General features: G+C 68.7%; 23 protein-coding genes. 11 read left to right on the top strand and 12 right to left on the bottom strand.

The window, feature by feature from the left end; genetic code table 11:
* The 4 genes from HH310_RS08495 to HH310_RS08480 are packed head-to-tail and all read left to right on the top strand — an operon-like array spanning position 1 to position 4,893.
* Entirely contained in the window at positions 1-600 is a 600-nt protein-coding gene (locus HH310_RS08495) for a sulfite oxidase-like oxidoreductase (protein ID WP_169174877.1), read from the top strand.
* On the top strand, positions 570-1,319 hold the full coding sequence (locus HH310_RS08490) for a ferredoxin reductase (RefSeq protein ID WP_169174876.1): 750 nt from the start codon (positions 570-572) through the stop codon (positions 1,317-1,319). Before HH310_RS08495 ends, HH310_RS08490 begins: the two co-directional genes overlap by 31 nt.
* Positions 1,319-1,582, top strand: coding sequence for a DUF6510 family protein (locus tag HH310_RS08485; RefSeq protein ID WP_169174875.1), 264 nt, complete (start codon positions 1,319-1,321; stop codon positions 1,580-1,582). Before HH310_RS08490 ends, HH310_RS08485 begins: the two co-directional genes overlap by 1 nt.
* Positions 1,579-4,893 carry an ATP-binding domain-containing protein gene (locus HH310_RS08480; RefSeq protein ID WP_169174874.1) on the top strand — a complete coding sequence of 1,105 codons (3,315 nt, stop codon included), beginning with the start codon at positions 1,579-1,581 and terminating at the stop codon, positions 4,891-4,893. The genes HH310_RS08485 and HH310_RS08480 overlap by 4 nt, the downstream gene beginning before the upstream one ends.
* 1,172 nt (positions 4,894-6,065) lie before the next feature.
* On the opposite strand, the gene HH310_RS08475 is transcribed toward HH310_RS08480, so the two are convergent.
* Complete coding sequence (locus HH310_RS08475; protein ID WP_169174873.1) at positions 6,066-6,455, bottom strand: hypothetical protein; 390 nt, start codon at positions 6,453-6,455, stop codon at positions 6,066-6,068.
* A 240-nt stretch (positions 6,456-6,695) separates the two neighbouring features.
* Here HH310_RS08475 and HH310_RS08470 point away from each other — a divergent pair, with 240 nt between their 5' ends.
* Complete coding sequence (locus HH310_RS08470; RefSeq protein WP_169174872.1) at positions 6,696-7,502, top strand: SGNH/GDSL hydrolase family protein; 807 nt, start codon at positions 6,696-6,698, stop codon at positions 7,500-7,502.
* A 180-nt stretch (positions 7,503-7,682) separates the two neighbouring features.
* On the opposite strand, the gene HH310_RS08465 is transcribed toward HH310_RS08470, so the two are convergent.
* Complete coding sequence (locus tag HH310_RS08465) at positions 7,683-9,908, bottom strand: carbohydrate-binding protein (RefSeq protein WP_312033913.1); 2,226 nt, start codon at positions 9,906-9,908, stop codon at positions 7,683-7,685.
* 224 nt (positions 9,909-10,132) lie between these two features.
* Here HH310_RS08465 and HH310_RS08460 point away from each other — a divergent pair, with 224 nt between their 5' ends.
* The gene (locus tag HH310_RS08460) at positions 10,133-10,762 is read left to right on the top strand and encodes an HD domain-containing protein (protein WP_169174871.1); all 630 of its coding nucleotides are present in this window, start codon (positions 10,133-10,135) and stop codon (positions 10,760-10,762) included.
* Here HH310_RS08460 and HH310_RS08455 read toward each other — a convergent pair.
* Positions 10,759-11,673, bottom strand: coding sequence for a 50S ribosomal protein L11 methyltransferase (locus HH310_RS08455; protein ID WP_169174870.1), 915 nt, complete (start codon positions 11,671-11,673; stop codon positions 10,759-10,761). The two genes, HH310_RS08460 and HH310_RS08455, sit on opposite strands and share 4 nt — an antisense overlap.
* Positions 11,674-11,723: 50 nt before the next feature.
* Positions 11,724-12,128: a PLD nuclease N-terminal domain-containing protein gene (locus HH310_RS08450; protein WP_169174869.1), complete on the bottom strand. Its 405-nt coding sequence runs from the start codon at positions 12,126-12,128 to the stop codon at positions 11,724-11,726.
* Positions 12,129-12,416: 288 nt separating this feature from the next.
* Between HH310_RS08450 and HH310_RS08445 the strand changes: the two genes are divergently transcribed.
* A complete protein-coding gene (locus HH310_RS08445) occupies positions 12,417-13,355 on the top strand; it encodes a glycoside hydrolase family 11 protein (RefSeq protein WP_169174868.1) in 939 nt (312 codons plus the stop codon).
* A 20-nt stretch (positions 13,356-13,375) separates the two neighbouring features.
* On the opposite strand, the gene HH310_RS08440 is transcribed toward HH310_RS08445, so the two are convergent.
* A complete protein-coding gene (locus HH310_RS08440) occupies positions 13,376-13,957 on the bottom strand; it encodes an HAD family phosphatase (protein ID WP_211191940.1) in 582 nt (193 codons plus the stop codon).
* A 56-nt stretch (positions 13,958-14,013) separates the two neighbouring features.
* Between HH310_RS08440 and HH310_RS08435 the strand changes: the two genes are divergently transcribed.
* The 3 genes from HH310_RS08435 to HH310_RS45750 all read left to right on the top strand — a co-directional run bounded on the left by HH310_RS08435 (position 14,014) and on the right by HH310_RS45750 (position 16,132).
* Positions 14,014-14,652 (top strand): 4a-hydroxytetrahydrobiopterin dehydratase, encoded by a 639-nt coding sequence (locus HH310_RS08435; protein WP_169174866.1) that lies wholly within the window; start codon positions 14,014-14,016, stop codon positions 14,650-14,652.
* Between the two features lie 292 nt (positions 14,653-14,944).
* A complete protein-coding gene (locus HH310_RS08430) occupies positions 14,945-15,886 on the top strand; it encodes a helix-turn-helix transcriptional regulator (protein WP_169174865.1) in 942 nt (313 codons plus the stop codon).
* A gap of 42 nt (positions 15,887-15,928) precedes the next feature.
* Positions 15,929-16,132 (top strand): DUF397 domain-containing protein, encoded by a 204-nt coding sequence (locus tag HH310_RS45750; protein WP_169174864.1) that lies wholly within the window; start codon positions 15,929-15,931, stop codon positions 16,130-16,132.
* Between the two features lie 50 nt (positions 16,133-16,182).
* Here HH310_RS45750 and HH310_RS43635 read toward each other — a convergent pair whose 3' ends face one another.
* The 7 genes from HH310_RS43635 to HH310_RS08390 all read right to left on the bottom strand — a co-directional run bounded on the left by HH310_RS43635 (position 16,183) and on the right by HH310_RS08390 (position 25,428).
* A complete protein-coding gene (locus tag HH310_RS43635; RefSeq protein WP_248293805.1) occupies positions 16,183-16,734 on the bottom strand; it encodes a DUF6232 family protein in 552 nt (183 codons plus the stop codon).
* Between the two features lie 203 nt (positions 16,735-16,937).
* The gene (locus tag HH310_RS08415; protein WP_169174862.1) at positions 16,938-17,735 is read right to left on the bottom strand and encodes an SAM-dependent methyltransferase; all 798 of its coding nucleotides are present in this window, start codon (positions 17,733-17,735) and stop codon (positions 16,938-16,940) included.
* Positions 17,736-17,746: 11 nt separating this feature from the next.
* The gene (locus tag HH310_RS08410) at positions 17,747-17,932 is read right to left on the bottom strand and encodes a DUF397 domain-containing protein (RefSeq protein WP_169174861.1); all 186 of its coding nucleotides are present in this window, start codon (positions 17,930-17,932) and stop codon (positions 17,747-17,749) included.
* A gap of 72 nt (positions 17,933-18,004) precedes the next feature.
* On the bottom strand, positions 18,005-19,198 hold the full coding sequence (gene tuf / locus HH310_RS08405; protein ID WP_169174860.1) for an elongation factor Tu: 1,194 nt from the start codon (positions 19,196-19,198) through the stop codon (positions 18,005-18,007).
* A 233-nt stretch (positions 19,199-19,431) separates the two neighbouring features.
* Positions 19,432-21,372, bottom strand: a complete 1,941-nt coding sequence (locus HH310_RS08400) for a protein kinase domain-containing protein (RefSeq protein ID WP_312033912.1) — start codon at positions 21,370-21,372, stop codon at positions 19,432-19,434.
* Positions 21,373-22,582: 1,210 nt separating this feature from the next.
* Complete coding sequence (locus HH310_RS08395; RefSeq protein ID WP_248293804.1) at positions 22,583-24,595, bottom strand: PAS domain-containing sensor histidine kinase; 2,013 nt, start codon at positions 24,593-24,595, stop codon at positions 22,583-22,585.
* Between the two features lie 71 nt (positions 24,596-24,666).
* A complete protein-coding gene (locus HH310_RS08390; protein ID WP_169174858.1) occupies positions 24,667-25,428 on the bottom strand; it encodes a phosphodiesterase in 762 nt (253 codons plus the stop codon).
* On the opposite strand from HH310_RS08390, the gene HH310_RS08385 reads away from it, so the two are divergent.
* The gene (locus tag HH310_RS08385; RefSeq protein WP_312033911.1) at positions 25,394-26,143 is read left to right on the top strand and encodes a cellulose binding domain-containing protein; all 750 of its coding nucleotides are present in this window, start codon (positions 25,394-25,396) and stop codon (positions 26,141-26,143) included. The genes HH310_RS08390 and HH310_RS08385 overlap by 35 nt on opposite strands.
* Positions 26,144-26,818 lie beyond the last annotated feature (675 nt).

The following is a 26,818-nucleotide window of genomic DNA, read 5'->3' as shown; positions in this document are numbered from 1 at the left end:
ATGGGCATAATTTCCCGAGGCTTCGGGGGCCGGCGCCGCGAGTCCGTGCCAGGCCTACCACCGGGCCAATACCTGACCTACGACTTCCCGGTGCTCTCCGCCGGGCCCACACCGCGGATCCCGCTCGACCGCTGGCGGTTCACCCTGACCACCGAGACCGGTGCGCAGAAGAGCTGGAACTGGCAAGAATTCACCTCGTTGAAGACCGAGGACATCAGCACCGACATTCACTGTGTCACCAAGTGGTCGAAACTTGGCACGTCCTGGCGCGGCGTCTCCCTCGACACCCTCTTCGAAGACGTCGAGACCGCCGCCGACTACACCATGGTGCACAGCTTCGGCGGCTACACCACCAACGTCCCCCTCGAGGACCTGCTCGACGGCAAAGCGTGGATCGCGTTCAAGTTCGACGGCGAGGACCTGGATCCCGAGCACGGCGGCCCGGCGCGCATGCTTATCCCCCACCTGTACTTCTGGAAGTCCGCGAAATGGGTCAACGGCCTGCAGATGATGCACGACGATGAGCCCGGCTTCTGGGAGGCGGCCGGCTACCACATGTACGGAGACCCATGGCGCGAACAGCGGTATCAAGGCGACTGAACTGGCGGATCGGTACGGTCCGCGAGGTCCGTCAGGAGACCCCGACCATCCGGACGCTGGTCTTCGACATCCCGGACTGGCCCGGTCACGCCGCCGGTCAGCACATCGACGTCCGGTTAACCGCGCCGGACGGCTACCAGGCACAACGCAGCTACTCGATCGGGTCGGCCTGGACCGACGGCGGCACGGTCGAGCTCACCGTCCAGAAACTCGACGACGGTGAGGTCTCGCCGTACCTGGTCGACGTCGTCGAGCCCGGCGACCAGATCGAGCTGCGCGGCCCGGTCGGCGGCTGGTTCGTGTGGCGGCCGGCACAGACCGACCCGGTACTGCTGATCGGCGGCGGCTCCGGCGTGGTGCCGCTGATGGCGATGATCCGGCAACGGTCGCTGGCCAAAACCATGCAGCCGTTCCGGCTGATCTACTCGGTCCGCACACCCGAGGACATTTGTTACGCCGACGAGCTCCGCCGCCGGGTACGCGACGACGGCGGCCTCGACGTGCGCTACGTCTACACGCGCAAAACCCCGCAAGGCTGGCCCGACCCGCCGAAGCGCATCGACGTGGCGACGCTGAACACTTATGGTTGGCCGCCGGATTTCGCGGCGGACACCTTCGTCTGCGGTCCGACGTCGTTCGTCGAGACCGCGGCCGACATCCTCGTCGCGCTCGGTCACGATCCACGCCGCATCCGTACGGAACGATTCGGAGGCAAGTAGTGAACGTACTGGACGGCAACGCGCTTGCCGGCGACCTCGCCGAGATCTTCGCGGTGGACGTGACAGCGGCCCGCTTCGTCTGCGCCGGCTGCGGCCACGCCGACGCGGTCGCCACCCTGCAACTGTTCGGCCACGCGCCCGCCTCGGTGGGCCGCTGTCCGGAGTGCACCGACGTGGTCATCCGCCTGGTCCGGGCCGACGACCGCGTGTTCCTCGACATGCGCGGCACCGTCCGCCTGGAACTGCCCATGTCGGGCTCTTGACCGAGCCCGACGATCCGGAGGATCCGGTGACCATCGAGCCGCGGGCCGGGGCACCGGATGCTTCCGTGCGTCCATCCGCCGCCGACGACGAGTTCATCGTCTCCGACGAGCTTCTCGTCGCCGTCGAGAACGACGATCCCGACCTGGCCGCCGAGATCCAGGCGGATCAGGACGAACTAGTCCGTACGCCCTTCGAGGCGCTCCTGGTCATCGAAGGTGGCCCGGGCACCGGCAAGACCATGACCGGGTTGCAGCGCGTCTCGTGGCTGATCGACGAGGTCGGGCTCGACTCGGGGAAGGTGCTGGTCGCCGGGCCGTCGGCCGCGTTCGCCCGCTACACCCGCGACGTGCTGGACGCCTGGGGTCACGAAGGCGTCGAGCACCGAGCCGTCGACGAGCTGATGCCGGCGGTGCCCGCGGGACGCGACGAAGCCCCGTACGCGACCCGTCTCAAGGGCGAGGCCCGGATGGCCCGGCTGCTGAGCCGCGCGCTGGAGGTCCGCAAGTCCGGGCTGCCCGGCGGCCTGCCGTCCGAGATCAGCGTGCGTGGCCGCGCGGTCCGGATCGACCCGGTCATGTTGCGCACCATGATCGCGACGGCCCAGGCAAGCGAGGCGACACTCGGCGACCGCCGCCGCATCCTGCGCGCGGTCCTGGCCGCCGCCAGCGAGGACCCCCGGCTGGTCCTGGAGGCCGCGGACAAGCTGGCCGACCTGCTCTGGCCCTCCTTCGAACCACCAAACTTCCTCCGCGACCTGTACGCCTCCCCGGAGTGGCTGACCGCCGCCGCCGGGGACGAGTTCACCGAGCGTGAGGTGTCGGCCCTGCACCGCCTCCCGCCCGAGGACCTGGCCGACGAGGTGTGGAGCGACGCCGACCTGCCCCTGCTCGACGAGGCGGAGCATTTGCTGAACGGCGGCCCACCGGCGTACGCGCATGTGGTCGTCTTTCAATGCCAGGACCTGTCGCCGATGCAGGCGCGGGTGGTGGCGCGGCGCTCCGCGAACGGGTCGATGACCGTCGTCGGGGACATGGCGCAGTCGACCGGCCTGTGGGCGCGCGACGACTGGCACGACCTGCTCGCCCAGATGCCGTCGCTGATGCCGCACGTGCACCGCGAGCTGCGCTACGGATACCGGGTGCCGCAGCAGATCTTCGACCTGGCCGCGGAGCTGCTGCCGACCGCGGCGCCGAGCGTCCAGGCCCCGACGACCGTACGCTTCGGCCCCGCCGACCCCGCGATCGTCGCGGTCGAGCCCGCGGACCGGGCAGGCGCCGTGGTCGCCGCCGCGATGGACCACGTGGGGGCTGCTCGCACGGTCGGCATCATCTGCTCGCCGCGCTGCCAGGACGAGATCATCGAGTGGCTGGAGGACGAGGACCTGCCGTGGCGCCCGCCGTCCGGGGAGTCGTCCGGCCCGGGAATCGTGCTGCTGACCCCGCACCAGGCGAAGGGCTTGGAGTTCGAGGCGGCGATCGTGGTGGAGCCCGGCTTCATCGTGGACGAGGATCCGCGGGGGCATCGGCTGCTGTATATGGCGCTGACGCGGGCAACCGGATATATGCACTTGATCGGCGCGGCCGAGGATCTGCCGGCAGATTTCGTGACGCCGCTGTCGGTGGAGCCGGTGTCGGCGCCGGGGGTGGAGCCGGTGTCCGCGCATGCGGTGGCGCCCGTTTCGGGCCCGGTCGCAGCACCCGTATCCTCGGCCGCCGCGGCACCGGTGTCTGCACCCGCCGCCGCGCCCGTTTCCGTGCCCGCCGCAGCACCGGTTTCCGCGCCCGCCGCCGCGCCTGTTTCTGCACCCGCCGCAGCACCGGTTTCCGCACCCGCCGCAGCACCCGTTTCCGCACCCGCCGCAGCACCCGTTTCCGCACCCGCCGCAGCACCCGTTTCCGCACCCGCCGCAGCACCGGTTTCCGCACCCGCCGCCGCGCCTGTTTCTGCACCCGCCGCAGCACCGGTTTCCGCACCTGCCGCAGCACCTGTGTCTGCGGGTGCTGCCGCGCCGGTCTCGGCGGCGCCCGTCGTCCCGGATTCGGAGGCGCCTGTCGCTCCGGTTTCGGCGCCCGAAGACGCCCCTGTGTCCGCGCCGCCGCCGTCCGAGATCATTCCGGCGTCTGCGCCGCCGGGAGCGCGCGAGGTCGCCCCAGCCGCAGCCCCAACGGCTTTTCCGCTGCCGGAGGCGTTCGTGGCCTCCACCGACATAGCTCAACCTTCCGCGCCCGCCACCGCGCCCGTGTCCACGCCGGCTCCGACACCTGATCAAGCACCGGATGCGCCGATTGTCTATGCGGCACCGGATTCGGGCGGCCCGATGGTCGACTCCGAGGCCCGCACGGCGCCCGCTTGGGCCGCACCTACGTCGGTGATGCCCATCGTGCGCAGATCAAGACCGGACTCTTCCCTACCCGCTCCGACAAAGCCCACTTTGGACGGATTTATCGGAGCTGACGGCAGTTCGCTCCCCCCTGGCGCACTAAAAGCGGATTTGTCCACCAGAGCCTTCGCGGCTGATCCGTCCGCTGCAGAAGCCTTCGCGGCTGATCCGTCCGCTGCAGAAGCCTTCGGGGCTGATCTGTCCGCTACGAGCGCCCGCACCCCTGACCCGTCCACTGCAAGCGCCCGCACCGCCGATCAGCTTGTCGCGGGCGCCCGCACAGTCGATTCGTCTGTTTCGCACATCCTCGCCGAAGACTCCGCCGCCTCGAACGCTCCCGCCGAAGATCAGCCCGCCACCCCCGCGGGACGCCCCGGCCCAGGCGCGCCCAGCGTGGACGGGGTTGCAGCCGAGCCGCAGGCGGCTGACGCGCGGGACGGGGCGGTGCTCGCGGCGGTCCGCGATATGGACGTGGTAGAACCGGCCCCAGCTGCCGCCGAGCCACCGGCTCCGGCAGCCGCGGCAGAGCTAACTCAGGCTGTCGCGATGGTGCCCGCTCCGGCACCCGCAGCAAAGCTGCCCGAGCCTTCCGCCGTACAACCGACTGCGGCAACCGCGATAGAGCTTGCCCCCGCCGCTGCCGCAGGAGATTCGGCCGCGACACTCGCAGGAGATTCGGCCGCGGCACCCGCAGGAGATTCGGCCGCGGCACTCGCAGGAGAGCTGGCCTCCGCAATCGCGGCCGAGCCGACTCCGGCAGTCGCGGAGCCCGAGCCGGAGCCCGAAATCCCGCTCGATCCGGCCACGCGAGAGGCGATCAATCTCGTCGCACACACGGTCGCCGAGACGCTGCTGGCGAACCTCACGCCGGAGCTCTGGCCGATCGCCCTCGAGCGCGTCATCGAGCTGATCACGCCGGACTCCAACTAAGCGCCCTGCTCAGAGGTCTTTCCCGTAACTCGACGGCCACCCCGCGGACTGAACTGCGGTTAGCGGTGCACTTACGGGCGGAACCTTTGACCACGTGCTCAGAGACCTTTCGCGTCAGAGGTCTCGGCGCCGATCGAGGTGCTGCCACGCCCGCTGGTCGTGTCGAGCTTGCTGCTCGCGTCGTCTGGGCGGGATGGCTCTGGCGCTGGCAGGCGAGGTCGTTCCGTAGCGGCGACCGGGATCGCAAGGCGCGGTGAGCGTTGCCGCGCTTCGCCGGGCGGGTCGTGTCACACGGTCGACCCGACGGGAAGCGCCATGGAGGCCCTGTTGGCTCCCACCGCCGCACTGCAATGCCACTATGTGGGATCCGCGTCCGTTGTACGGGATTCGCGACCACATGGTGGCAGCGCGTCCACATCCCGAGAATGACGTCCACAGTGGAGTATCTTTTCTCCGCTTTCGTCCCCGTTTGATCGGCCGCGTTCTCTGCCGTTTTGTAGACCTTGGAGAGTTAGGGCTCGCATGTGGGCGCAAGTATCCAAGGTCTCGACCAGATCCAGGATGTGGTCGAGATCGCCACATAGTGGGATGGATGGACGGGGCACGCGCGTCCGCTGCCTGCTCGCCGCCGGCCTGATCGATACCGACCCGCAGTGCCCTGCAGACATATCCGGCGCGTCGGGCATCTCGCTGGCGGATGCCGGTCGCTGGCTGCGAGTTGCAGAACGATGTCGATCGTCGGCTGCTGGCTGCTGGCTGCTGGCTGCTGGCTGCTGGCTGCGAGCTTGCAGAACTATTGCGGTTGCCGGCAGCCGGTTGCGGGTTGCCAGCAACCGGTTGCCGGTTGCCGGTTGCCGGTTGCTCGACCCGTACGGCATCGAGATCCGCCGCAGCCCGTCTTCTGCCGCGGCCCGTCTTGGGAACAACGCGTATTCGGACCCCGACCCGGAAACGTCTCTAGCGCTGACCGGACACCACCCGGCGGCGCGCCGGCATGGTGCGCCGAGCCAGCCGCGGCCCTGTTCGCTATTCGCGGCGCCCCGGCACCAACCAGCCGCGACACGGCATCACCAGCGACGCCCCTGCACCACCAGCGACGCCCCTGCACCACCAGCGACGCCCCTGCACCACCAGCGGCGGCCCCGCACCATCAGCATCAACCCAAGCACAACCTAGCTGCGGAACCCCCCGCGCAACCGCTGCGCCAAGCTGATCGACGGCCGGGCCGGTGCCGGGGCCGGCGCAGAACGCGGGGCCGCCGGGCGCGTGCTGCCGCCGACCGGGCGGTCGTAGTCGGCCGTGGCGATCGCCTCGACGATCTGGCCGTCGCCGAAATTCTCCGAGCCCGGGATCGAGGCGACGAAGCCGACCAGGATCCCGTTACGCATGATTTGTGCCTCGAGGCCCGCGGTGCCGTCGTTGTCCCAGATGGCTTCGCGGCCGTCGGGCAGGACCACCCGGATCCCGTACTGGGTGATGCCGGCGTGCGGCAATTTCACGTGGGCGAAGACGTTGCGCCCGCGCAGCGTCTCGACGACCCGTCGTGCCCGTTCTTCTTCCATCTGCACGACGTTAGCCCCGTGTTCTGTGGGCATGCTGAAGAGCGGCTGAGCCACCGATGAGAGAAGTGATGCAGCGTACACAGAACGATGACCGCCTGTCATAGATGCAGGTCACATCGACGGATGTTACTACGGCGTAACCGGAAAGTCAGGTCGTTACTTTTTCGCCCGGTTGGCTTACGTTGCCGGTAATCCGAAGCGCTTCGGCTTCCTCTCCCCCACGGACCGGAGGCCACTTCGATGAGCAGGCGTCTCACGCTCCTCGGCTGTCTCGTCACCACCACAGTGCTCTGCCTGGGCGTCGCGGCGGGTCCCGCCACCGCGGCGTCGGCCGACGTCGACTATGTCGCGCTCGGCGATTCGTACTCGTCCGGTGTGGGCGCGCCCGGCCAGCGCGGCCTGTGTTTCCAGAGCCCGAACGGCTACCCCGGCCAGTTCGCGAATGCGACCAGACCCAGATCGTTCACCAACCTGACGTGCGGCGGCGCGGTCACCGGCGACGTCCGCAATCTGCAGGTCCCATTCCTCAGCAGCGGGGCCGATCTGATCTCGTTGACGATCGGCGGCAACGACGCGGGGTTCGCGCCGACCGTGCTGAGCTGCCAGGTTTCGAGCAATGAAGCGTGCGCCGCCAAGGTTGCTCAGGCCCGCGCCGACATCGAAGCCACGTTACCGGCCAAATTGGACGCCACATATCAGGCGATCCGCGCGAAGGCCCGCAACGCGACGGTGGTCGTGCTCGGCTATCCGCTGTTGTTCGACACGTCGTCGGCGTCCTGCGGTCTGGCCGGCATGAGCCTGACCAAGCGGCGCGCGCTGAACGGCGGCGCGGACGTGCTGGACAATCTGATCCGCGAGCACGCGGCCGCGGCGGGCTTCCTCTTCTCGGACGTCCGGGACGAGTTCGCCGGCCACGGCATCTGCGCCGCCACCCCGTACCTGAACGGTCTGACGGTGCTCCCGCCGCAGAACTCCTTCCACCCCAACCAGTCCGGCTACACGTTCGGCTACCTCCCCGCACTGGTGGAGGCAACGAACCCGGCATAGCTGGTGGAGGCAACGAACCCGGCATAGCTGGTGGAGGCAACGAACCCGGCATAGCTGGTGGAGGCAACGAACCCGGCATAGCTGGTGGAGGCGACCAACCCGGCATAGCTGGTGGAGGCGACCAACCCGGCATAGCAGCGTGGGGGCCACGTCGCGAACGGCGGCACGGCCCCCACCGCCTCAGCTCAGCCGCACGTAGTCGATGTTGAACCCGCCGGTCTCGCAGAACACCGTCACCTGCTGGTCGCCGGCGGCCAGCGACACCGGGACGTGCACCGACTGGTACGAGCCCCACCCGCCGGTGTCCGGCACCGACACGGTGGCCAGCGTCGCGCCCGCCGCGTCCCGGAACGAGATCGCGCCCGGAGCCGGCGCGCCGGTCCCGTTCGCCACACGCAGCTCCAGGTCGTACGTGCCGGCCTGGGCCACGTCCACCCGGTAGGCGAGCCAGTTCCCGGACGCGGTCCAGCCGACGTCCCTGCCGCCGCTGGCCGCTCCGTTGCTCTCGACGAAGTTGGCGCCGCCGTCGGTCCAGCCATGCTGCGCCGCGTACGCCTCGGCCTCGACCCGAGTGCCGATCGGCGCGCCGTGCGGGACCACCGTCACGTGCACCGTCACCGAGTCACGCGCGGCCCCGTCGGTCACGTAGAAGGTCAGATCCTGCGAACCCGCGGCGGTCGGCGACAAGGTCACCACGCCGGTCGACGAGTCGAGCGACACCCCGCCGGGCAGGTCGTCGGCGTAGAAGGCGAGCCGGTCGCGATCCCGGTCGACGGCGGCGAGGCGTACCCGGGTGGTCCCGTATTGATCCGCGGTCACGGCCGGTACGTCGCGCAGGACGGGCGCGTGGTTGCCGTGCGCCGAGGGCGCCGAGGCCTGCCACCGGTACGTGGCGTACGCACCCGCGGGCACGGACACCACGAACGACGAGCCGCCCAGCACCACCCGAACCGAGGACGCCACCGCGTTGTCGTTGGCCAGGATCGCGGTGAACCGGTCGCCGTCGTGGTAGACCACGTTGCTGATCCCGTTCGTGGTGCCGCTCGACTCGACCCGCACGTCCGACGGTGAAAGGTAGCGAGCGAACTGCCCGAGCGGGTACAGCTCATCGCGTACGGCAAAGGTCTTGGTGTTGGTGTCGACCGTGACCAGGCGATCGGTCCAGTGCGTGGTGCGGCCGATCTCGTCCCAGTCCACATTGTTGTCGCGTTTGTCCGTCCAGTGCAGCGTCCCGCCGTTCTGGTCGGTCGTCTGCGCCCACAGGATGTACGAGCTCGCGTCCAGCCGGAAGTAGTTCAGCACGGTGGAGGCGCCGAGGTCGCTGGTCTCGGTCATCTGCACCGGCTTGCCGAACTCCTCGTACGCGTCGCGCATCACGCTCGGGTCGCCCCAGTACGGATGGAACGCGATCGAGTCGGCCGCCTGGCGAGTGGCCGGGTCGTTCATGATCCGGTAGTAGTTCTTGGTCGCCGTGCTGTTCGGGTCGCGCCAGTCCCAGAAGTTGAAGTCGTGCACGTAGAGCTGCGTGTCCAGATGCGCCTTGCGCACCTCCCGCTTGATCGCGACCGCGAGTTTCTGCTGCTGGTCGATGCTGATGTCCATGGCCGGATAGACCACATCCATCCCGGGCTCGTTGAGCAGCGTCAGCGCGTCGACTTTGATGCCTTGTTTCCCGTACGCCTGGAGGTACTTGACGTAGTACCTGGCGAACACGTCGATGCAGTCGTCGCGAAGCTTGCCCACCTGGTAGTAGTCGGTACTACTACCCGGCTTGAGCGCGACCTCGCCGGTGAACTGGTTGTTCGTCTTCATCCAGGCCGGCGCGCTCCAGGCGGAGGCGAAGAAGGTCGCCTTCGGGTTGTACTTCTGGATCAGCTTGACCGTGTCGACCATGTGCAGGTCGATGTCGCGCTGGATGGAGAAGTGAGTCAGGGCGAAGTCGTCGCTCACCCCGGCCGGGAGGTCGTCGTAGGACCAGAAGGGTAGGTGTTCGATGAGGTCCGGGCTGCCGATGGTGAGCCGGAACCGGTCGAAGCCGGCGCCGCTGTTCGGGTCGGCCAGCAGGCGGATGGCCTTCTCGCGTTCGGCCGGGGTCAGCTTCCACAGGTTGGCGACGCTGGTCTCGTCGATCGAAAACCCGATGCCGCTGTACGGCTGACGTTGCTGCGACGGGTCGACGACGACGGTGGCGTCCGTGGTCGCGTTCCGGCCGTCGCCGACGCGGGTGGAGGGCAGGGGTTTCCACGCGGCCGAGGCGCCCGTCGAGTAGGTGCCGGTCACGAGTGCGCCGTGCCCGTTCGGTGTGCTGTGGCCGCCGTGTCCACCGGCGGACGCGGGTTGCGCGGCTGCGAGCAGCGTCATCGCCGTCGATGCGACAGCGAGCGCCGCGGTTATCGATCGCTTCACCAGACCTCCCGAAGAGATAGATCAACGGGAGTTTATTAAGGCCTTTAACTAACCTGCAACGGGTCGGCCGTGGCGACGGGTCATCGATGCAGGTCAGTGCCCGGAAAGAGGTGGAAGTCACCGTCCGGATCCGAGTGGTTCCTGGCTGTATCGAGGCGGACGCGCGCGCCCGGTCTCGTCAGCATCGAAGGTGAACACTTTCGTCGCATCGAGGGGCACGGATCATGGCACAGTTCATCGCGGGTATCGAGGTTCCGGACACGGCGGCGGCCACCGAGGCGAGCGCCCTGGTGACCGACCCGCTCATCTACCACCACTCCCGCCGGATCTTCCTGTTCAGCGAGTTACAGGCGCAGCGGCTCGACCTCAAACCGGATCCCGAACTGCTCTACCTGGCGGCCATGTTCCACGACGCCGGCCTGCTGACCCCCTTCTCCGACGCCGAGCAGCGCTTCGAGCTCGACGGCGCCGACCACGCGCGCGACTTCCTGCAGGCGCGCGGCTTCTCCGCCGCGGAGAGTGAAACCGTGTGGACGGCGGTCGCGATGCACACGACGCCGGGCATCGCGGTCCGGATGGGCCCGGAAGCGGCCGCGCTGCACCTGGGCGTGCTCACCGAGATGTACGGCCTGGGCCTGGACCGGCTGGACGGCGAGCGGATCCGGGAGATCGTCGAGGCCCACCCGCGCGGCGACTTCCCGAACGAGTTCTTCCGCCTGATGATCGACGGACTCCGGAACCGCCCGGCGACCGTACGGGGAACGGTGTGGTCCGACGTTCTCGAGCACTTCCTGCCCGGCTACGAACGGTCCGACCTGGTCGCCGGCATGCTCGCCGCACCCTGGCAGCGCTAGGCCGGGAACAGCCACCGATGCAGCTCGGTTCCGCGAAACGCTCCGCCGTGGTGCGGGCTCATCAGCGTGTTGATCTCGTAGTCCGGGTGGATCAGGTCGTCGCTGGTCCGCCGGGCGAACTCCACGGTCGACGCTGACGCCGGTACGTAGATCGGCGCCCAGCCGCGGCTGTCGCCGCTCAACGTGTCGATCTCGCGGCCGGCCGAGGTGACGGCCACCCGGGTCCAGAGCAAGAGTCCGGTTCCGCGATTGCCGAGGTCGACCGTGACTTTCTCGGACGGCGGCGGTGGCGGTCGACGGGAGTCGAAGACCAGCGACTCCACCAGCGCCGGCTCGGAGACCAGCAGCTCGTGAACCGGGCCGGCGAGGCACAGACGCAGATCGAACGGCCCGCCGGCCGCGGCGAAGACCGCGTCGAGATACGGCAGCGCCTCGGTCGCGAGCACCGGCCGGGCAAGGTCGACCGCCGCCGCCCAGGTCTGCGCACGGAACGGGATCCACGTGCAGTCCGGTGTGCACAGACGGGCGCGAGCGTCGTTCAGGACCGGGATCATCCCTTCGGCCGATGCCACGTTGCCGATGATCTCCGAGACACAGACCTCGACGCGTACGGGAAGGGTCTGCTCGGTGGAAAGACCCGGCAGGACCGTGACCTGATCGCGCAGCCCGGCTTTCTGCACCGCCGCGACGGCCGCCCGGGCGAAATCCGGGTGCGCCTCGATCGCGTACACGTGCCGGGCGCCCGCCTTCGCCGCCTCGATCGCCCACAACGCGTCCCGGCCGGTGCCGATGTCGAGCACGATCCGGCCGGGAGCGGCTTGCGCGATGGCGTCGCGGTAGGCGCGATGGCGGGCGTCCGGCGTGTCGAAGGCGTCGTAGACCGCGTCGTCGTAGGCGGCGTACTCGCCCATCGACGGGAAGAACGCGAAGCGCGCGGACGCCGCCGGAGCGTGCCGGACCCTCAGGCCTCCGGCTCGCCCTGCTTGCGGCGGAGCTCCTCCTCGCGGCGACGCAGATCGGTTTCCCACTTCTTCATCATCGACTCGTCCTCGGCGAGGGACGCGGCCAGGCTCTTGAGGAACTCGGGGTCGTCGTCGGGGGCGGCCCGCGGGCGGGGGCGCTCGTTCTCCGGGAAGCCGCTGCCCGGGCGCCACACCGTGCCGTTGCTCAGGCGTACCGGCGGGGCCGGACGGCCGGCGACGAACCACGCGATCGCGCCGATCGGCGAGAACAACAGGATGAGGAAGACCCAGGCCACCCGTGGCAGGGCCCGGATCGTGTGCTCCTCGGCGGACAGGCAGTCGATCAGGGCGATGACCAGCAGCGCGAGGTCGATGAGCACGAACAGCGAGTAGACGCGAAGCATGGCGGAGATCCTGCCAAAAGCGGCTTGCTCGCGTGGTCCCGAAAAAGGTGCAAATCGGTAGCGATTAATATCCGGAAGATCTCCGAAAGTTTCGGCACTCTGGATCTTGTCATGTCGCCACCGTTCTCACCTTCCGGCCTTTACATATGCCTTGAAATTACCGATAGATGTCCGAAAGTTGTTGACATGGCGAACTGACCCGTCCAATACTGACGCCACCAACGGGTCGATCCCCATCGATGCGTTCATTCGTCCCCCGCAGTCCTTCACACAAGGAGGAAAGCGCTGATGAACCATGTCCCCGTCAAGCGCCTCGGCGCCGCCGTCGTCCTGGCGATCGTCGCGGCCCTACTCCCTGCGGCCGCCGCACAGGCCGCGGTGACCACCAATCAGACCGGCACGAACAACGGCTACTTCTACTCGTTCTGGACCGACAGCCAGGGCACGGTGTCGATGGAACTCGGCGCCGGCGGCAACTACAGCACGTCGTGGAGCAACACCGGCAACTTCGTGGCCGGCAAGGGCTGGATGCCCGGCGGCCGGCGCACGGTCACCTATTCCGGCAGCTTCAACCCGTCCGGCAATGCCTATCTGGCCCTGTACGGGTGGACGCGTAACCCGCTGGTCGAGTACTACATCGTCGACAACTGGGGCACTTACCGCCCGACCGGCACGTTCAAGGGCACGGTGACCAGCGACGGCGGCACCTACGACATCTACCAGACCACCCGGGTGAACGCGCCCTCGATCGACGGGGTGCGGACGTTCAACCAATACTGGAGTGTCCGGCAGCAGAAGAAGACCGGCGGCACTATTACGGTCGGTAACCATTTTGACGCGTGGGCTCGGGCCGGGATGAGCCTGGGCAGTCACGACTACCAGATCATGGCGACCGAGGGTTACCAGAGCAGTGGCAACTCGAACATCACGCTGGGTTCGACATCCGGCGGCGGTGGTGGCTCCTCCTCGTGTTCGGCGACCTTGTCGGCCGGGCTGAGCTGGAGCGATCGCTACAACCTGAACGTGGCGGTGACCGGCTCCAGCGCGTGGACCGTGACGATGAACGTCCCGGCGCCCGAGAAGATCATGTCCACCTGGAACATCAACGCCAGCTATCCGAGCGCCCAGGTGCTGACCGCCAAGCCGAACGGCAGCGGCAACAACTGGGGTGTGACGATCCAGAAGAACGGCAGCACGACCTGGCCGACCGTTTCCTGCGCCGGCTGACTTTCGGGGCCGTCCCCCGGTTACCTGGGGGACGGCACCTTAACGGCCGCCATCCCGGCGTCCAGCGCTCCCCGGATGCCCAGGTCACTGTCTTCGAACACGAGGCACCGCGCCGGCTCCACACCCAGCTTCGCGGCCGCCACCAGGAAACATTCCGGGTCGGGCTTCGGGTTCACGTAGTCGCCCGCGCACACCAGCACGTCGAACCGATCGAGGATCCCCAGCGCGTCCAGCGACCCCGCGACGATCTCGCGCGTGCTCCCCGAGACCACGGCCAACGGCATTTTCCCGTACGCCTCGTGCACGTGCTCCAGCACACTCGGGATCGCCGTCACCCTGGGTAGCGTCTCGAGGAACAGCCGTCCGTGGCGCTCGGTCACCGCGTCGACCGGCATCGCGAGCCCCTGCTCGGCGTTCAGGTCCACGATGATGTCCGCGGCCGGGCGGCCACCCCACTCGTAGAAGCGGTCCTCGGTGAAGACCGCGCCGTACTCGGCGAACGCCCCCTGCCACGCGAGGTAGTGAAGCGGCATCGAGTCGGTGATCGTCCCGTCGCAGTCGAACAGGTACGCGTCGAATGGTCCGTCCGGTACTGGCAACATCACGTAAAACAAGTCTAGGGCTGCAGAAATCGCCCCGGTTGCGACAGCATGGCGAGATGACGAAGCTCACCGGGCAACAGATCGCCGCGGAGAAGCTGGACGGCTGGGCGTACCTCATCGACAGCCTCCGCACCCGCATCACCACACCGGACTTCGCGACCGGCTTGGCCCTGGTCAACGCGATCGGCGCGGCCGCCGAGGAGATGGACCACCACCCGGACGTGGACCTGCGCTACACCACCGTCGCGATCAGGCTGACCAGCCACGACACCGGCGGGGTCACCGCCCGCGACGTACGGCTGGCACGGTGGATCGACGCGCTGGCCGCCGCCGCGGGCCTGAGCACCGCGCGCGAGGAGACCGCCCAGCTCGAGATCGGCCTGGACACTCCCCACCAGCCCGGCATCGACGGCTTCTGGGCCGCGGTGCTCGGCACGTCGCTGGCCGGCGACGAGGTGAGGGACCCGCGCGGCGTGCTCCCCACGGTCTGGTTCCAGCACTCCGGCGACGAGGAGCCCCGCCAGCGCTGGCACTTCGACCTGTGGCTGGACCCCGCCCAGGTGCAGCCCCGCATCGACGCGGCGGTGGCGGCCGGCGGCACCGTCGTGAGCGACGCCAACGCCCCGGCGTTCTGGGTCCTGGCCGACGCCGAGGGCAACCGAATGTGCATCTGCACGTGGCAGGAGCGAGGCTGATCAGCCGCGCGGATCGTCGAAGTCTCCCCGCGGGACTCCCTCGCTCCCCGGCCGAAATCATGACCGGGAGTACACATTCGACCACCGGGCGTCACGAGCGCGCTTGACCTGATCGCGGCGGTCGAGGGGCAAGAGGATGTGCGTGTCTGCACAAAGCGCACGCGCGACTGGTTCGCGGCGCAGATCAACGATGACATATCCCGAACTGGCTGCTATGTTGCAGCCAGCAGTGTAGCTGTTATGGATTCTCCCTCATTGACTTGCCGGCGATTAGATCGACGGAAGTGGGGCCATGACGAGTTCGCTCGGCGGCGACACACCGGCCGTGGCGCGACAGCGAGTGCGCCGCTGGCTGCGGCAAGCTCGCGGCGAGGCCGACCTCACCCAGACCGATCTCGCCCAGCGGCTCGGCTGGTCGTTGTCCAAGGTGCAGCGGATGGAAACCGGCGAAGTGGCCGTGTCCGAAACGGACCTGCGAGCCACCGTCGAGCTGTACGGCGTCACGGATCTCGATCTTGTTGCCACGCTGGTGAAGGACGCGCGGCTCGCGCGACGTGAACGCTGGACCACCAGCGCGGAGTACCGCAGGTATCTCACCGTCGGGCTTCGACGCCTCCTACAGTTCGAGGCCGTGGCGACGAAAATCCGCGTCTACCAGCCCATCCTGATCCCCGGTGTGCTGCAGACGCCCGCCATGGCCGACCACATCCTCGGCGAGCGCGGCACCATCCTCAACGAGGACGAGCGCAGGGTCCGTTTCGAGGTTCGGATGCGTCGCCGCGCCGATCTCATCGAGCGCCCGGATGCACCCGAGTACTACCTGGTACTCGATGAGAGTGTCATCCTCAGGATCTTCGGCGGGACTCGCCTCGCCGCCGAGCAGCTGGAACACCTCGCCGAGGTGGCTACCCGCCCGAAGGTGTTCATTCGAATCATCCCTCTCGAGCAGAGCCAAGGCGCAGCCATCCGCATGTCGGGCACCTTCGTCGTCATGAACCTCGGTGACGACGATGCCGACGGTGCCGTGCTTTATCGCGAGCTGTTCACCGCTGATCACATCGATCATGACCCGGAAAAAATCCGTTCCTACCGGAACGCGTTCGAGGAGCTCTGGAAGCTCTCGCTTCCCGAAGACGCTTCGCTGCGGCTAATCAGAGCGAAGGCAGCAGATCTCCGGGCGCGACTGGATCGCCCATCGGCGATTGTCGAAAACAATCCGCCGCTGCGGCCATAGCAAGCTGCTGCGGATCCGAAACTATGGGGAGGTTGAAGACCAATGACGGAAGCAACCGACGACACCAGGATTTGGCGGCGAAGCACGTTCTGCGCCGACGGGTACTGCGTCGAGGTCGCTGAAGACGGTGATCGTGTCCTGATGCGAGGCTCCAGGGATACGAGCCGGCGGTTCCTCAGCTTCACGCGCGCCACGTGGTCGGAATTTATGGATGATATTGAACGGGGCAATTGGAAAGGCTGGTAGCAACACCATGGCGTGGGACCTGTCCCACCTGGGACGTGGTCCCACGCCGACTAGCGCTCCCGGTGCTGATCGAGCGCTCGTCGCAGACCGCGGGAAACCTGATCGAACTCGGTTTGGTCGTCGGACTCGAACAGTGAGACCGGCTGGCCCTGACAGTTGGCGACCAGTTCCCATCGCGCTCGCGATCGTCGGCGCAGGTTCGTCGCCGATCCGGCCAGAAGGGCGACGATCGCCAGGGCGGCCACGGTTTTCGAAGTGGGGCCGACGATCGGCACAACGACAAAGGCTGCGCATAGAGCGGATAACCCTAGGATCCGACGTGCCGGCTCTTGTGCAGGATCAAATCGGACAATGTGGACGTCGGCCAAGTCCTTGATGGGGAATTGCACCCGATCGAGCCGCACCGTCTCGAAGACGCGGTGTGTGATCAAAGCTCGCCGGCCACGATAGAAAACTGGCACAGTTCCCACCGCCTTCAGGGGATTGCGGGAGAAGGGCTGCTGGTATACCTCTCCGTTGATTCCAGTATGTGTCCGGCTCAAACTTGATCGGTAGTGTCTATCTGCGGTGTAGCTGATAGCCGGGCACACCTTATTTCGCATAATGGGCGCGAAGGCATGCTGAACGTCTGCAGAACTTCGCTGGCCGCAGCGGTGACCTGCGCTGACGTGGTGACAGCCGGGTAGCTGCCTGACGTAGCGCAGACAGCAGCGATGCAGATGCCATAACCGCGTTGTCGGCTACGCGCGACTGCCCGCGCGGACCGCGAAGCCCAACCAACCCTCGCGCCAGAGCCTCGAGAGGCTCAGTCAGGCTGAGCCATGCCGATCACCAGATGGACCCGGCCAGGCACCACCCCGTCGGGGCTCTCGGGGAGGCGACCGTAGTTGGCGTCCGGCGCGCCCGGAGCGGTGACCCGGTCGGCCCGCCATCCACCGTCCGACAACAGCCCCACCGGATCGTCCGACCCGAACGGTGGTGGCATGCCGTTGCGCTCGCACCACGCCCGGTACGGCCGCATCGCCGGTGTGTCCAGGCCGGTCGCGGACATCACGTCGGCGGCCACCCGGCTGCCCGGGCCCGACAGCACGGCCGCCTCGCGCAGCATGGCCACGATCATGGCTTCGGTGAGGTAGAAGAAGAGGCCCTCGGCCAGCCACAGCGTCGGGGTGTCCCGACGGAAGCCGGCGGCGAGCAGCGAACCCGCCCAGTTCGCGGACAGGTCGGCACCGACCGCGTGGCGGCGGCATAGTGGTGGCGCGGCGATCGTTTTGCCGGCCAGCACCTCGGGGCGGTCGAGCTCGTACCAGTCCAGGTCGGACGGCAGCTCCAGCCGGTATGCCCGGGTGTCCATTCCGGCGCCGAGCAGCACGACCTGCCGTACCCCATCGGACACCGCCGCCATGGTCACGTCGTCGAACCAGCGGACGCGTACGGGAAGGAACTGGTTTTCGCCGCCGGTCGCTCGCTCGGACGCGGCCATCCGCTCGAAGCCGAGCGGGCCCGCCAAGTCGTGGGCGAACGGGTCGGAAAAGAGGCGGTCGGGGCAGTCCGACTCGCGGGCCCGGACCGCCGCTATCCACTGAGCACTGCCGGCCGTCACACTCGAAGAAACTAGTCGAACTCGCCGCTCGTGACGCGGTCGCGGAAAGCTGACCACTCGGCGGTCGTCAGGCGCAGCACGGTCGCGGGCCGCTGGTTGTCGCGGAGCAGGACCTCGTCCGGGCCGTTGCGCTTGACCGCGACGGAGCAATATTCGCTGCTCCGCCAATCACTGTCGACACTGCGAGTCTCGGGCATGTGACCGACAGTACAGACTCGACGACGCTCTGTCACCCGCGCTGGCGCCCTTGCGGACGCCGGCGCGGTTCGCTACTCGTCCAGCAGCGCGGTGACGGTGCCGGCCGCGACCGTGCGGTTGCCCTCGCGGACCGCGAAGCCCAAGCCGACCTCGAGCGCCACCGGCTTGCCCAGCGTCACCACCACGCGGTCCAGCGAGTCGCCCGGCATGACCAGGTCACGGTCGCCCAGGTCGAGGCCGCCGTCCACGTCCGTGGTGTGGAAGTAGAACTGCGGACGGTAGTTCCGCTCGAACGGCGTGTGCCGGCCACCCTCCTCCTTCGTCAAGGCGTACATGCGGGCCTCGAAGACGCGGTGGGCCGTCACCGAACCCGGGACCGCGACCACCTGGCCGCGCTGGACCTGCTCGCGCTTGATGCCGCGGAGCAGGATCGCCGCCTGGTCGCCGGCCTCGGCCGAGTCCAGCGACTTGCCGAACATCTCCAAGCCGGTGGCCACCGTCGTCACCGTGTCGCCGAGGCCGACGACCTCGACCGGCTCGCCGACGCGCAGCGTGCCGCGCGTGACCTTGCCGGTCACCACCGTGCCCCGGCCGCTGATCGTGAGCGTGTTCTCGATCGGCATGAGGAACGGCAGGTCGACGTCGCGCGGCGGGATCGGCACGTACGAGTCGACCGCGTCGAGCAGCTCCACGACGGACGACACCCAACGCGGGTCGCCCTCCAGCGCCTTGAGCGCGCTCACGCGTACGACCGGCACCTCGTCGCCCGGGAAGCCGTACTCGCTGAGCAGCTCACGCACCTCGAGCTCGACCAGGTCGAGCAGCTCCGGGTCGTCCACCGCGTCGCTCTTGTTCAAGGCCACCACCAGGTACGGGACGCCGACCCGCTGGGCGAGCAGCACGTGCTCGCGGGTCTGCGGCATCGCGCCGTCCTGCGCGGAGACGACCAGGATCGCCCCGTCCACCTGCGCCGCCCCCGTGATCATGTTCTTCACGTAGTCGGCGTGGCCGGGCATGTCGACGTGCGCGTAGTGCCGGCTCGGCGTCTCGTACTCGACGTGCGCGATGGTGATGGTGATGCCGCGGGCGGCCTCCTCCGGGGCCTTGTCGATGCCCTCGAACGCGACGTACCGGTTGGAGGCCGGGTCGCGGTCGGCGAGGACCTTCGTGATGGCGGCGGTCAGGGTCGTCTTGCCGTGGTCGACGTGACCCATCGTGCCGATGTTGACGTGCGGCTTGGTCCGCACGAACTGGCTCTTCGCCATGGTTGATCAAATCCTTACTGGATGTAAGGCGGTAGCGGGGATTGCGCACGGCTCGTCGCCGGCGAGACGCGCGCCAGAACCTGGCAGACACCCTTCCCCGGGTTCTGCTGCTTCAGGGGAAGGGTCAGACTCGCGACTCTGCGCACACGGGAGCCGCCGCGAGGGGCAGCTTCAGACCGGGTGCGAACATGCGCGTCACGATAGCGGCAAACGCTCAAACCCTCGAACTAATTTCACCAGCGGAACGTCGATCCCTTCGCGGTGCTGGCGACCGTACGCCCGTTGCGCTCATACCGGTACGAAAGCACGACGAGGTAGTCGTGGCCGTGGGCCGGCGTGGCCGCGAAGGAGCCGCAGGTGCGGGTGGCGACGTCGCCGCCGAAGGTCAGGCCACCGCACGTTCTCGGGCCGGCTACGGTGCGTCCGCTGCCGGCGTCCTGGAGGCTCATCGTGATCGAGCCGGTGCCGCCGCCCGGTCCGGCGAGCGAGCCCTTGTACTGGATGTCGCGGCCGACCATCGAGCACGGCGACACCGCGAACGGCGTCTTGCTGGCGAAATCGAACGCGTATCGCTGCTGGCATTGCCACGGGCCGTACGGCTTCGCCTCCGGCTGCGGCGATCTGGTCGCGCTTTGTTTGCCGGGTGCGGCGTTCCCGCGTACGGGGGGAGCAGGAACCGTGACCACAACGGCCGGACGAGGCGGCAGTTGCTGCTGGGACGGCCGGGTTGCCTGGGGTTGATTCTTGTCGCGCCGCGCGGCCTGTGCAGCGGCTTGCGAGACGCCGCTTGCCGGGTGCGGCTGCTTGGCCGTCGGGGCGGCGAGCACATGCGGTTCGGCGGGCGGCTCGCCGTTCGCGCGGCCGAAGTTCCAGGCGATCGTGGCTACGGCGGAGGCGACCATGGCGCCGGCGATCAAGGCGACGCTCGCACCCGGACGAGCCCAGCGCCAGCTCGGTGCCTGGTTGCGCTTTCCTGGGCGGCGCGGGGCGGGGATGACGGACATCGGCGGTTTGTCGACGGCGTCGTCGGCCGGCTCCGCGGACGCCGGCGCCTCTGGCCTGGGCAGCGCCACCACCCGCTCGAAGCGGCGCGACAGGTCGGAGAGATCGGCTACCAGCTCGGCGGCGGTCGGACGCAGGCGCGGCTTCTGCGCCATGCACGACATGATCACGTCCCAGAGGCCGTCGGGAATGCCTGCTCGCCGTTCCGGGCCGCCGTCCATGTGCTGGCGCATCAGGTCGGGGATCGAGTCGCTGCGGTACGGCGGGTGGCCGCACACGAGTTCGTAAAGCAGGACGCCGAGCGCGTACACGTCGGTGGCCGGGCTGGCGGTGACCCCGTGGAACGCCTCCGGGGCCATGTAGTGCGGGGTGCCGACGACCGCGTTGGGCGTGGTCATGCTCGGCGTGTTGAGGATGCGGGCGATGCCGAAGTCGGTGAGCCGGGTGTCCAGGCGGCCCTGCTTGTCGGTCTTGAGCAGGATGTTGTCCGGCTTGAGGTCGCGGTGCACGATGCCGAGCTCGTGCGCCTCGGCGAGCGCGGCGGCGACCTGCGCGGCCAGCCGGGCCGCCTCGCCGGCCGCGACCGTGTGGTGCTCGCGCAGGTGATCGCGCAGGCTGCCGCCGGACACCAGGTCCATGACGAGGCCGAGCGTTTCGCCGACGCTGAACAGGTCGCGCACCCGGACGACGTTGCGGTGGCGGAGCATCAGCAGGATGGTTCGTTCCTGCACGAAGCGGGTGACCAGGCGGGGCTGGCGCAGCAGGCTCTCGTGCAGCAGCTTCACGGCGACCGGGTCACCGCTGGAGCGGTCCACGCCGCGCCATACGGTCCCGGTGGCGCCTTGTCCGATGGGTTGCACGAGAATGTAGGAGTTGCCGACGCAGCGCCCGCTCAGGTCCATGGTCGACGCGCCGTGCGACCCGGAGTGCGCCGCGTGCGACTCGGAGTGCGCCGCGTGCGACCCGGAGTGCGCCCCGTACGCCTCGGAGTGCGCCCCGCGCGGCTCGGAGTGCGCCCCGCGCGGCTCGGAGTGCGCCCCGTGCGACTTGGTGCCTGCTCCGTGCGACTCGGCGCCCGCTCTGTGCGACTCGGCGCCTGCGCCGTCGCGTGCTCCGTGCGACTCGGCGCGTGCTCCGCTGCTCGAACGATCCCTCGTGCGATCCTGAGTCACAGGTGCTCCCTCCGGTGTCGGCAGTGCCCCGGAATCTTGCTGTTTGTCCGGATCGACTGGCAAGCCCTGGCGCCCGAGTTCGCACCTTTGGTAGGAGTCGCGGCCGTCCCGTTACCGGATCGCACCGCGCTTCGTTCGCTGATCAGCACGCGGCACGCGGCACGCGGCACGCGGCACGCGGCACCCGGCACCCGGCACCCGGCACCCGGCACCCGGCACCCGGCACCCGGCACCCGGCACCCGGCACCCGGCACCCGGCACCCGGCACCCCGGCACCCGGCACCCCGGCACCCCGGCACCCCGGCACCCCGGCACCCCGGCACGCGAGGCCCCGGTACCGCGGGTTGCCATGGCGCAAGGTGACCGATATCGATTGCGGGTACCCAGGCGGGCCGCCCGAGACGAGCAAGTCCTAAGGCGCGCGGTCGACGGGGAACGCAGCTCTGCCGCCACCCTCACATATCCGATATTTCCGGTATTGGCAAGATCCACTCAGCGTCGTGGCGCGGCGCGCGGGTCGCCGCGCGACTCGTGAATCGTGGCGGGCGGCACGCGAGGGCGGTGCTTCCATTCCGCGGGACGGACGACCACCTGCTGAGACAGGTGACCACGTCGTGGACCCAGTGTCCGCGATATGGGACCTTCATCCATTATGGAGGGTGGTTTTGTCACTTGGTGCGGCTTTCGCCCGGCACGCTTTCACGGCTGAATGTGAACCTTGGTAAGTTATGGCTCATATGTGGGCGCAAGTTTCCAAGATTCGCAAAAATCCATGATGTGGCTGCGGTGTCCACATATTGGACCGCCCGGGTCGCAGGCGGGTCGCCGCGCGACCATGACGACCTCGGCGGCCGCCATCGGTTATCGCCTCACCACTCGCGGTTATGACTTAGTCCGGGCGCGGGTGTGGCACACGCTCGACACCGAGCTGCCGGCCGGGAAGGCGCTGAGCCGCTCCCGGGTTCTAGCCTTGTCCGCCGGATATTTCCGATATGCGAATCGAGGGGCAAACGGCGATCGCTAAGGACGTCTGGCGCTGAATGCGAATTCGCCTGAGGCATGTCGGAAATTTCGGCCATGGCTCAGCGGTGGCCGCCGCGCAGGTTAGGCGGGAACACCGCACGGGTTCGGCGGGAACAACGCACCGGTTGGGCGGGGAACACCGCACCGGTTGGGCAGGAACGCCGCGTAGCCGCCGTGGCGAGCCAGGTCAGTCGGTGGGCTGGGGGCCGCACAGCGTGCGGATCGCGCCCAGCAAGGTTGAGCGGGTGAACGGCTTTTCGATCAGCATGCTGTTGTCGTCCAGGTGCAGCTGCGGGCCCAGCGACGCCGCCGTATAGCCCGACATGTAGAGGACCGGTAGGTCCGGGTGGTGGGTGCGGAGGGCGTTCGCCAGCTCGGGGCCGGTCATCGCGGGCATCACCACGTCGGTGATCAGGAGGTCGGGGTGGGCGCCGGCCGCGACCTGGGTGACCGCGGTCAAGGCGTCGGTGGCGACCGTGATCGCGTAGCCGGCCGGCTCGATCAGGCGCTGCACCAGCTGGGCGACCTCGGGCTGGTCCTCGACGATCAGCACGCGGCCGATGACGGCGGTGGTGTGCTGGCGGGCCTCGGCGGGGCTGGTGCGCTGCTCGGCGGCCGGCAGGTACAGGTGGACGGTCGTGCCCATCCGTGGCTGGGACTCCAGCTCGATGTAGCCGCCGATGCCCTGCACGATGCCGGCCGTGGTCGCCAGGCCCAGGCCCGCGGCGGTCGGCCGGGTGGTGAAGAACGGCTCGAGCGCCCGCTGCCGGACCTCCTCGGTCATGCCGATGCCGGTGTCGGTGATGACCATGTGCACCAGGCGGCCGGCCGGGGCTCCCGCGGCCGCCTTGTTCTGCTCGACCACCTCGTTCATCGCGGCGACCCGGAGCATGCCGCCGTGCAGCATCGCGTCGCGGGCGTTGGCGGCGAGGTTGACCAGGGCCTGTTCCAGCGGGCCGCGCTCGGCGCGGATCGGCCACACGTCCGGCCCGAACGCCAGGTCGAGGCCGATGTGCTCGCCGAGCGTACGGCTGAACAGCGACTGCACGTCGGTGAGCAGGTCGGGGATGGGGATGATCTCGGGGCGGTTGCCGTCGCTGCGGCCGAACGCCAGCAGCTGGTGGGTGAGCGTGCGTCCGGTGCCGACCGCCTCCAGGATGTCGGCGGCCAGCCGGTGCTCCGGCGAGCTTTCGTCGGCGTTCGACGCGATCATGTCGGCCGAGCCGCCGATGACGGTGAGCAGGTTGTTGAAGTCGTGCGAGATGCCGCCGATGAGCTGGCCCAGGCTGTCCAGCCGGCGCAGGTGGTCGAGCTGGCGCTTGAGCCCGCGCGCGTCGATGTGGTCGGTGGTGTCGGTGACCATGCAGACCACGCCGTTGAACGAGCCATGATCGTCGCTCAGCGGCATCATGCTCATCCGGACGCTGCGCTGCGAACCGTCGGCGCGCATCAGCCGGGTGGCACCGACCGTCGACCTGCCGGCCTCGCACTCGGTGATGCGGCGGGCCAGTTCCTTCTGCCCCATGTTGTCCAGGAAGCCGCGCAGCGACACCCCGACGAGCTGCGACCGCGGCATGCCCAGCACGACACCGATCGGCTCGTTCGCGTACGTGATGACGCCGTCCGAGTCGATCTGCAGCACCCCCTCGGGGATGGTCTCCAGCACCCGGCGGTAGCGCTCCTCGCTGGCCCGCAGCCGCTCCAGCGCGCGGGCACTCGAGGACGCCAGCGCCAGCTCCCCCGCGATGTCGCGGGCCAGTTCCACCTCGGCGGTCGAGTAGAGCGAGCCGGGCGTCTCGCGGGTCAGGACCAGATAGCCCGCGTACGTGTTGTCGACGATCACCGGGCACAGCACCGCCGCGTGGATCTGGTGCTCGTCGCCGGCCAGTGGCTCGACGCCGTCCCCGGCGAGCACGATGGGCCGCCGGCTCGCCGCGAGGGTGGTCGAGAAGTCGTCGTCGGGCAGCTGGCCGGCGTGGTCCAGCACCCGGCCGAGCGACGCCGACCGCTCGTCGTCGATGTGGTGGTAGGTGATCGCGTCGTACCGTCCGTCGTCGTTCAGCAGCTGGACGCCGGCCCCGTCCCCGATCATGTCGGCCGCCGCACGGGCCGCGGTGGAGCGGACCTCGGCCGGATCGTTGGAGACCCGGCTGAGCGCCAGGGCAAGGTCGGCTAGCGCGTACCGGAGGGGGTAAGCCATGACACCCATGCGCACATGATCCGCGTCTCGTGGGGTGCGGGAGGCCAGTTCGCCAGGTTTGCAACCAAGGTTCATGCCATGACACGAAAGTGGCTGGTGAGACGGGCCCCCTCCGCTCCGGCCGCGGGCGTTTCGATCAGATGGAACGCGATCATCGGCGGCAGGCTCGGGTCGACGATCGCGTCGGTCTCGAACGGCAGCATCGACGTCGACACCACCCCTGGCGCGACGATCAGCGGCCGCCCGGCGAAGGTGGTCGCGGCCGGCGTGTGGGCGTGGCCGCACAGCAGCGCCACGATCTGCGGATGTCGCTCGACCAGGGCGGCGAGCCGCTGCTCCTCGAACTGGCGGATCCCGTCGACGAACGGCATGCCGAGCACGACCGGCGGATGGTGAAAGGCGATCAGCGCGGGCATCCCGGGGCGGGCGGCGAGGCGTACGTCAAGCCAGGCCAATGTGTCGTCGGAGAGCAACCCGTCGTGGCGCCCGGGGATGCTGGAATCGACCATCAAGATCAAGACCCCGCCGATTTCGTACGCCCGATCGACCGGCCCCACCGCACCGGAATCGTCGCGCAGCAGCGCCTTGCGGTACGGCTCGCGCACGTCATGGTTGCCCGGACAGAACAGCACCGGGAACGGCAGCTCGTCGAACAGGGCGCGGACCACCTCATATTCGGCGGGCTCGCCATGGTCGGCGAGGTCGCCGGTGACCAGCAGCGCGTCCGGCGGGGTCGGCAGCCGCGCGAGATAACGCACCACGCGGCCCGCGCGCTCGGCACTGCGCTCGTCGGAATCGATGTGGATGTCACTGGCATGGGCGAGGAGAAGCATGCGACGACGTTATGCGGGGCGCCGCCAGGGCCGCGACGGCCAAAGGTCTACGCGTGGCGCCAAAGGTCTACGCGTGCCGCCAAGGTGTACGCGTGCCGCCGAACGTCTGCGCGTGCCGCCAAGGTGTACGCGTGCCGCCGAACGTCTGCGCGCGGCGCCGCACCTCCACGTATGGCAGGTCCGCCGCCGGCGCCCACCCGTGTCACTGGGTGGGGTCGAGTTAAGCATCCGGGTACGACAACTTCTCGTGGTTATCCACCGGCCGTGTCCGTCCGGCCGCATTCAACAACCGGAACATCAAAACTCACGACATCCCGTCAGTGGGGGCGGGGCCGGGGAGTCGACGCCACCTCCCACGACGACGACGCCGCCTGCTTCTGGGACGTGCTCCGCGGCGTACACGGTAAGCAGTTCTTGGCGAGGCGGCTACCAAGGTGGAGTGACCGTCACCGCTTGCTCCGCGCCGATCCGCGGCTGGACGGTCACGCTGACCTATCCGGGCGCCGTGACCGTGCAGCAGGCCTGGATCGCGACGGTGAACGCGAGCGGCAGTCAGATTACGGCGACAAATGCCGCATATAACGGCACTTTGGGCGGCCGGCACGAGCACAAACTTCGGCTTCCTGGCGTCCGGCAGCCCGGTCACCCCCCACGATTGACTGCGCCGCAACCACCTGACCCATTCCGCAATCCTCTCTGGAGAGTTAGAGTCTGAAATGGGAGCGCTCCCACTCAGACTTGACCCAGCGGCGAAAGGAGGCACCCCTCGCCAAGCAGTGTGATTCCGGCGGTAATGCACGTTCGGCCGGGGACGAGGCGCCCACCTCGTTCCCGGCACACTCGCGCAGGGCGGGAAACGGTTTCGGCCGCGGGGGCGCCGAAACTTCCCGTCCAGCACACTCCGGAGCCCGGCCACCGAGGACGGCGGCGGCCGGGCCCCGGCCCCCAACACCGCCGCATGTTGGAGCCCCAACTTCCGAGGCGCCGGCCCTCACACCACCGCACACCAAGTCCCAACTCCCCGAGACCCTCACACCACCGCACGCTGAGCAGGCGTTGACCACCACCACGCCGCACCGCCACGTGCGGAGGCCAAGAGTTCGGCGGTGAGCGGCCGATGCGCGAGGACGTGCAGCACGGCGCGGCCCAGCCGTCGAGAGCAACGGGCGCAGCCGATCGTGTGCTGGGCGATCTCGACCGCAGGGGCCGCCGAGACATCCGCCCGGCATGATCTGGCGCCCGGCCGGCGAGGAAGACGGCGGCAGCCGGGCCCCGGGGCGCATGGTGCCGGTGCGGAAACGCCGCCCACACAGGCCACGGAACCGCAGCCGGCCACAATGGCGACCCATATGTCAGACATCGACCGAGCGTAAGGAAGTTGTTCACGCAT

The organism is Actinoplanes sp. TBRC 11911 (assembly GCF_012933445.1).
Classification (GTDB): Bacteria; Actinomycetota; Actinomycetes; order Mycobacteriales; family Micromonosporaceae; genus Actinoplanes.
This window is presented reverse-complemented; position numbering and strand designations above follow the sequence as displayed.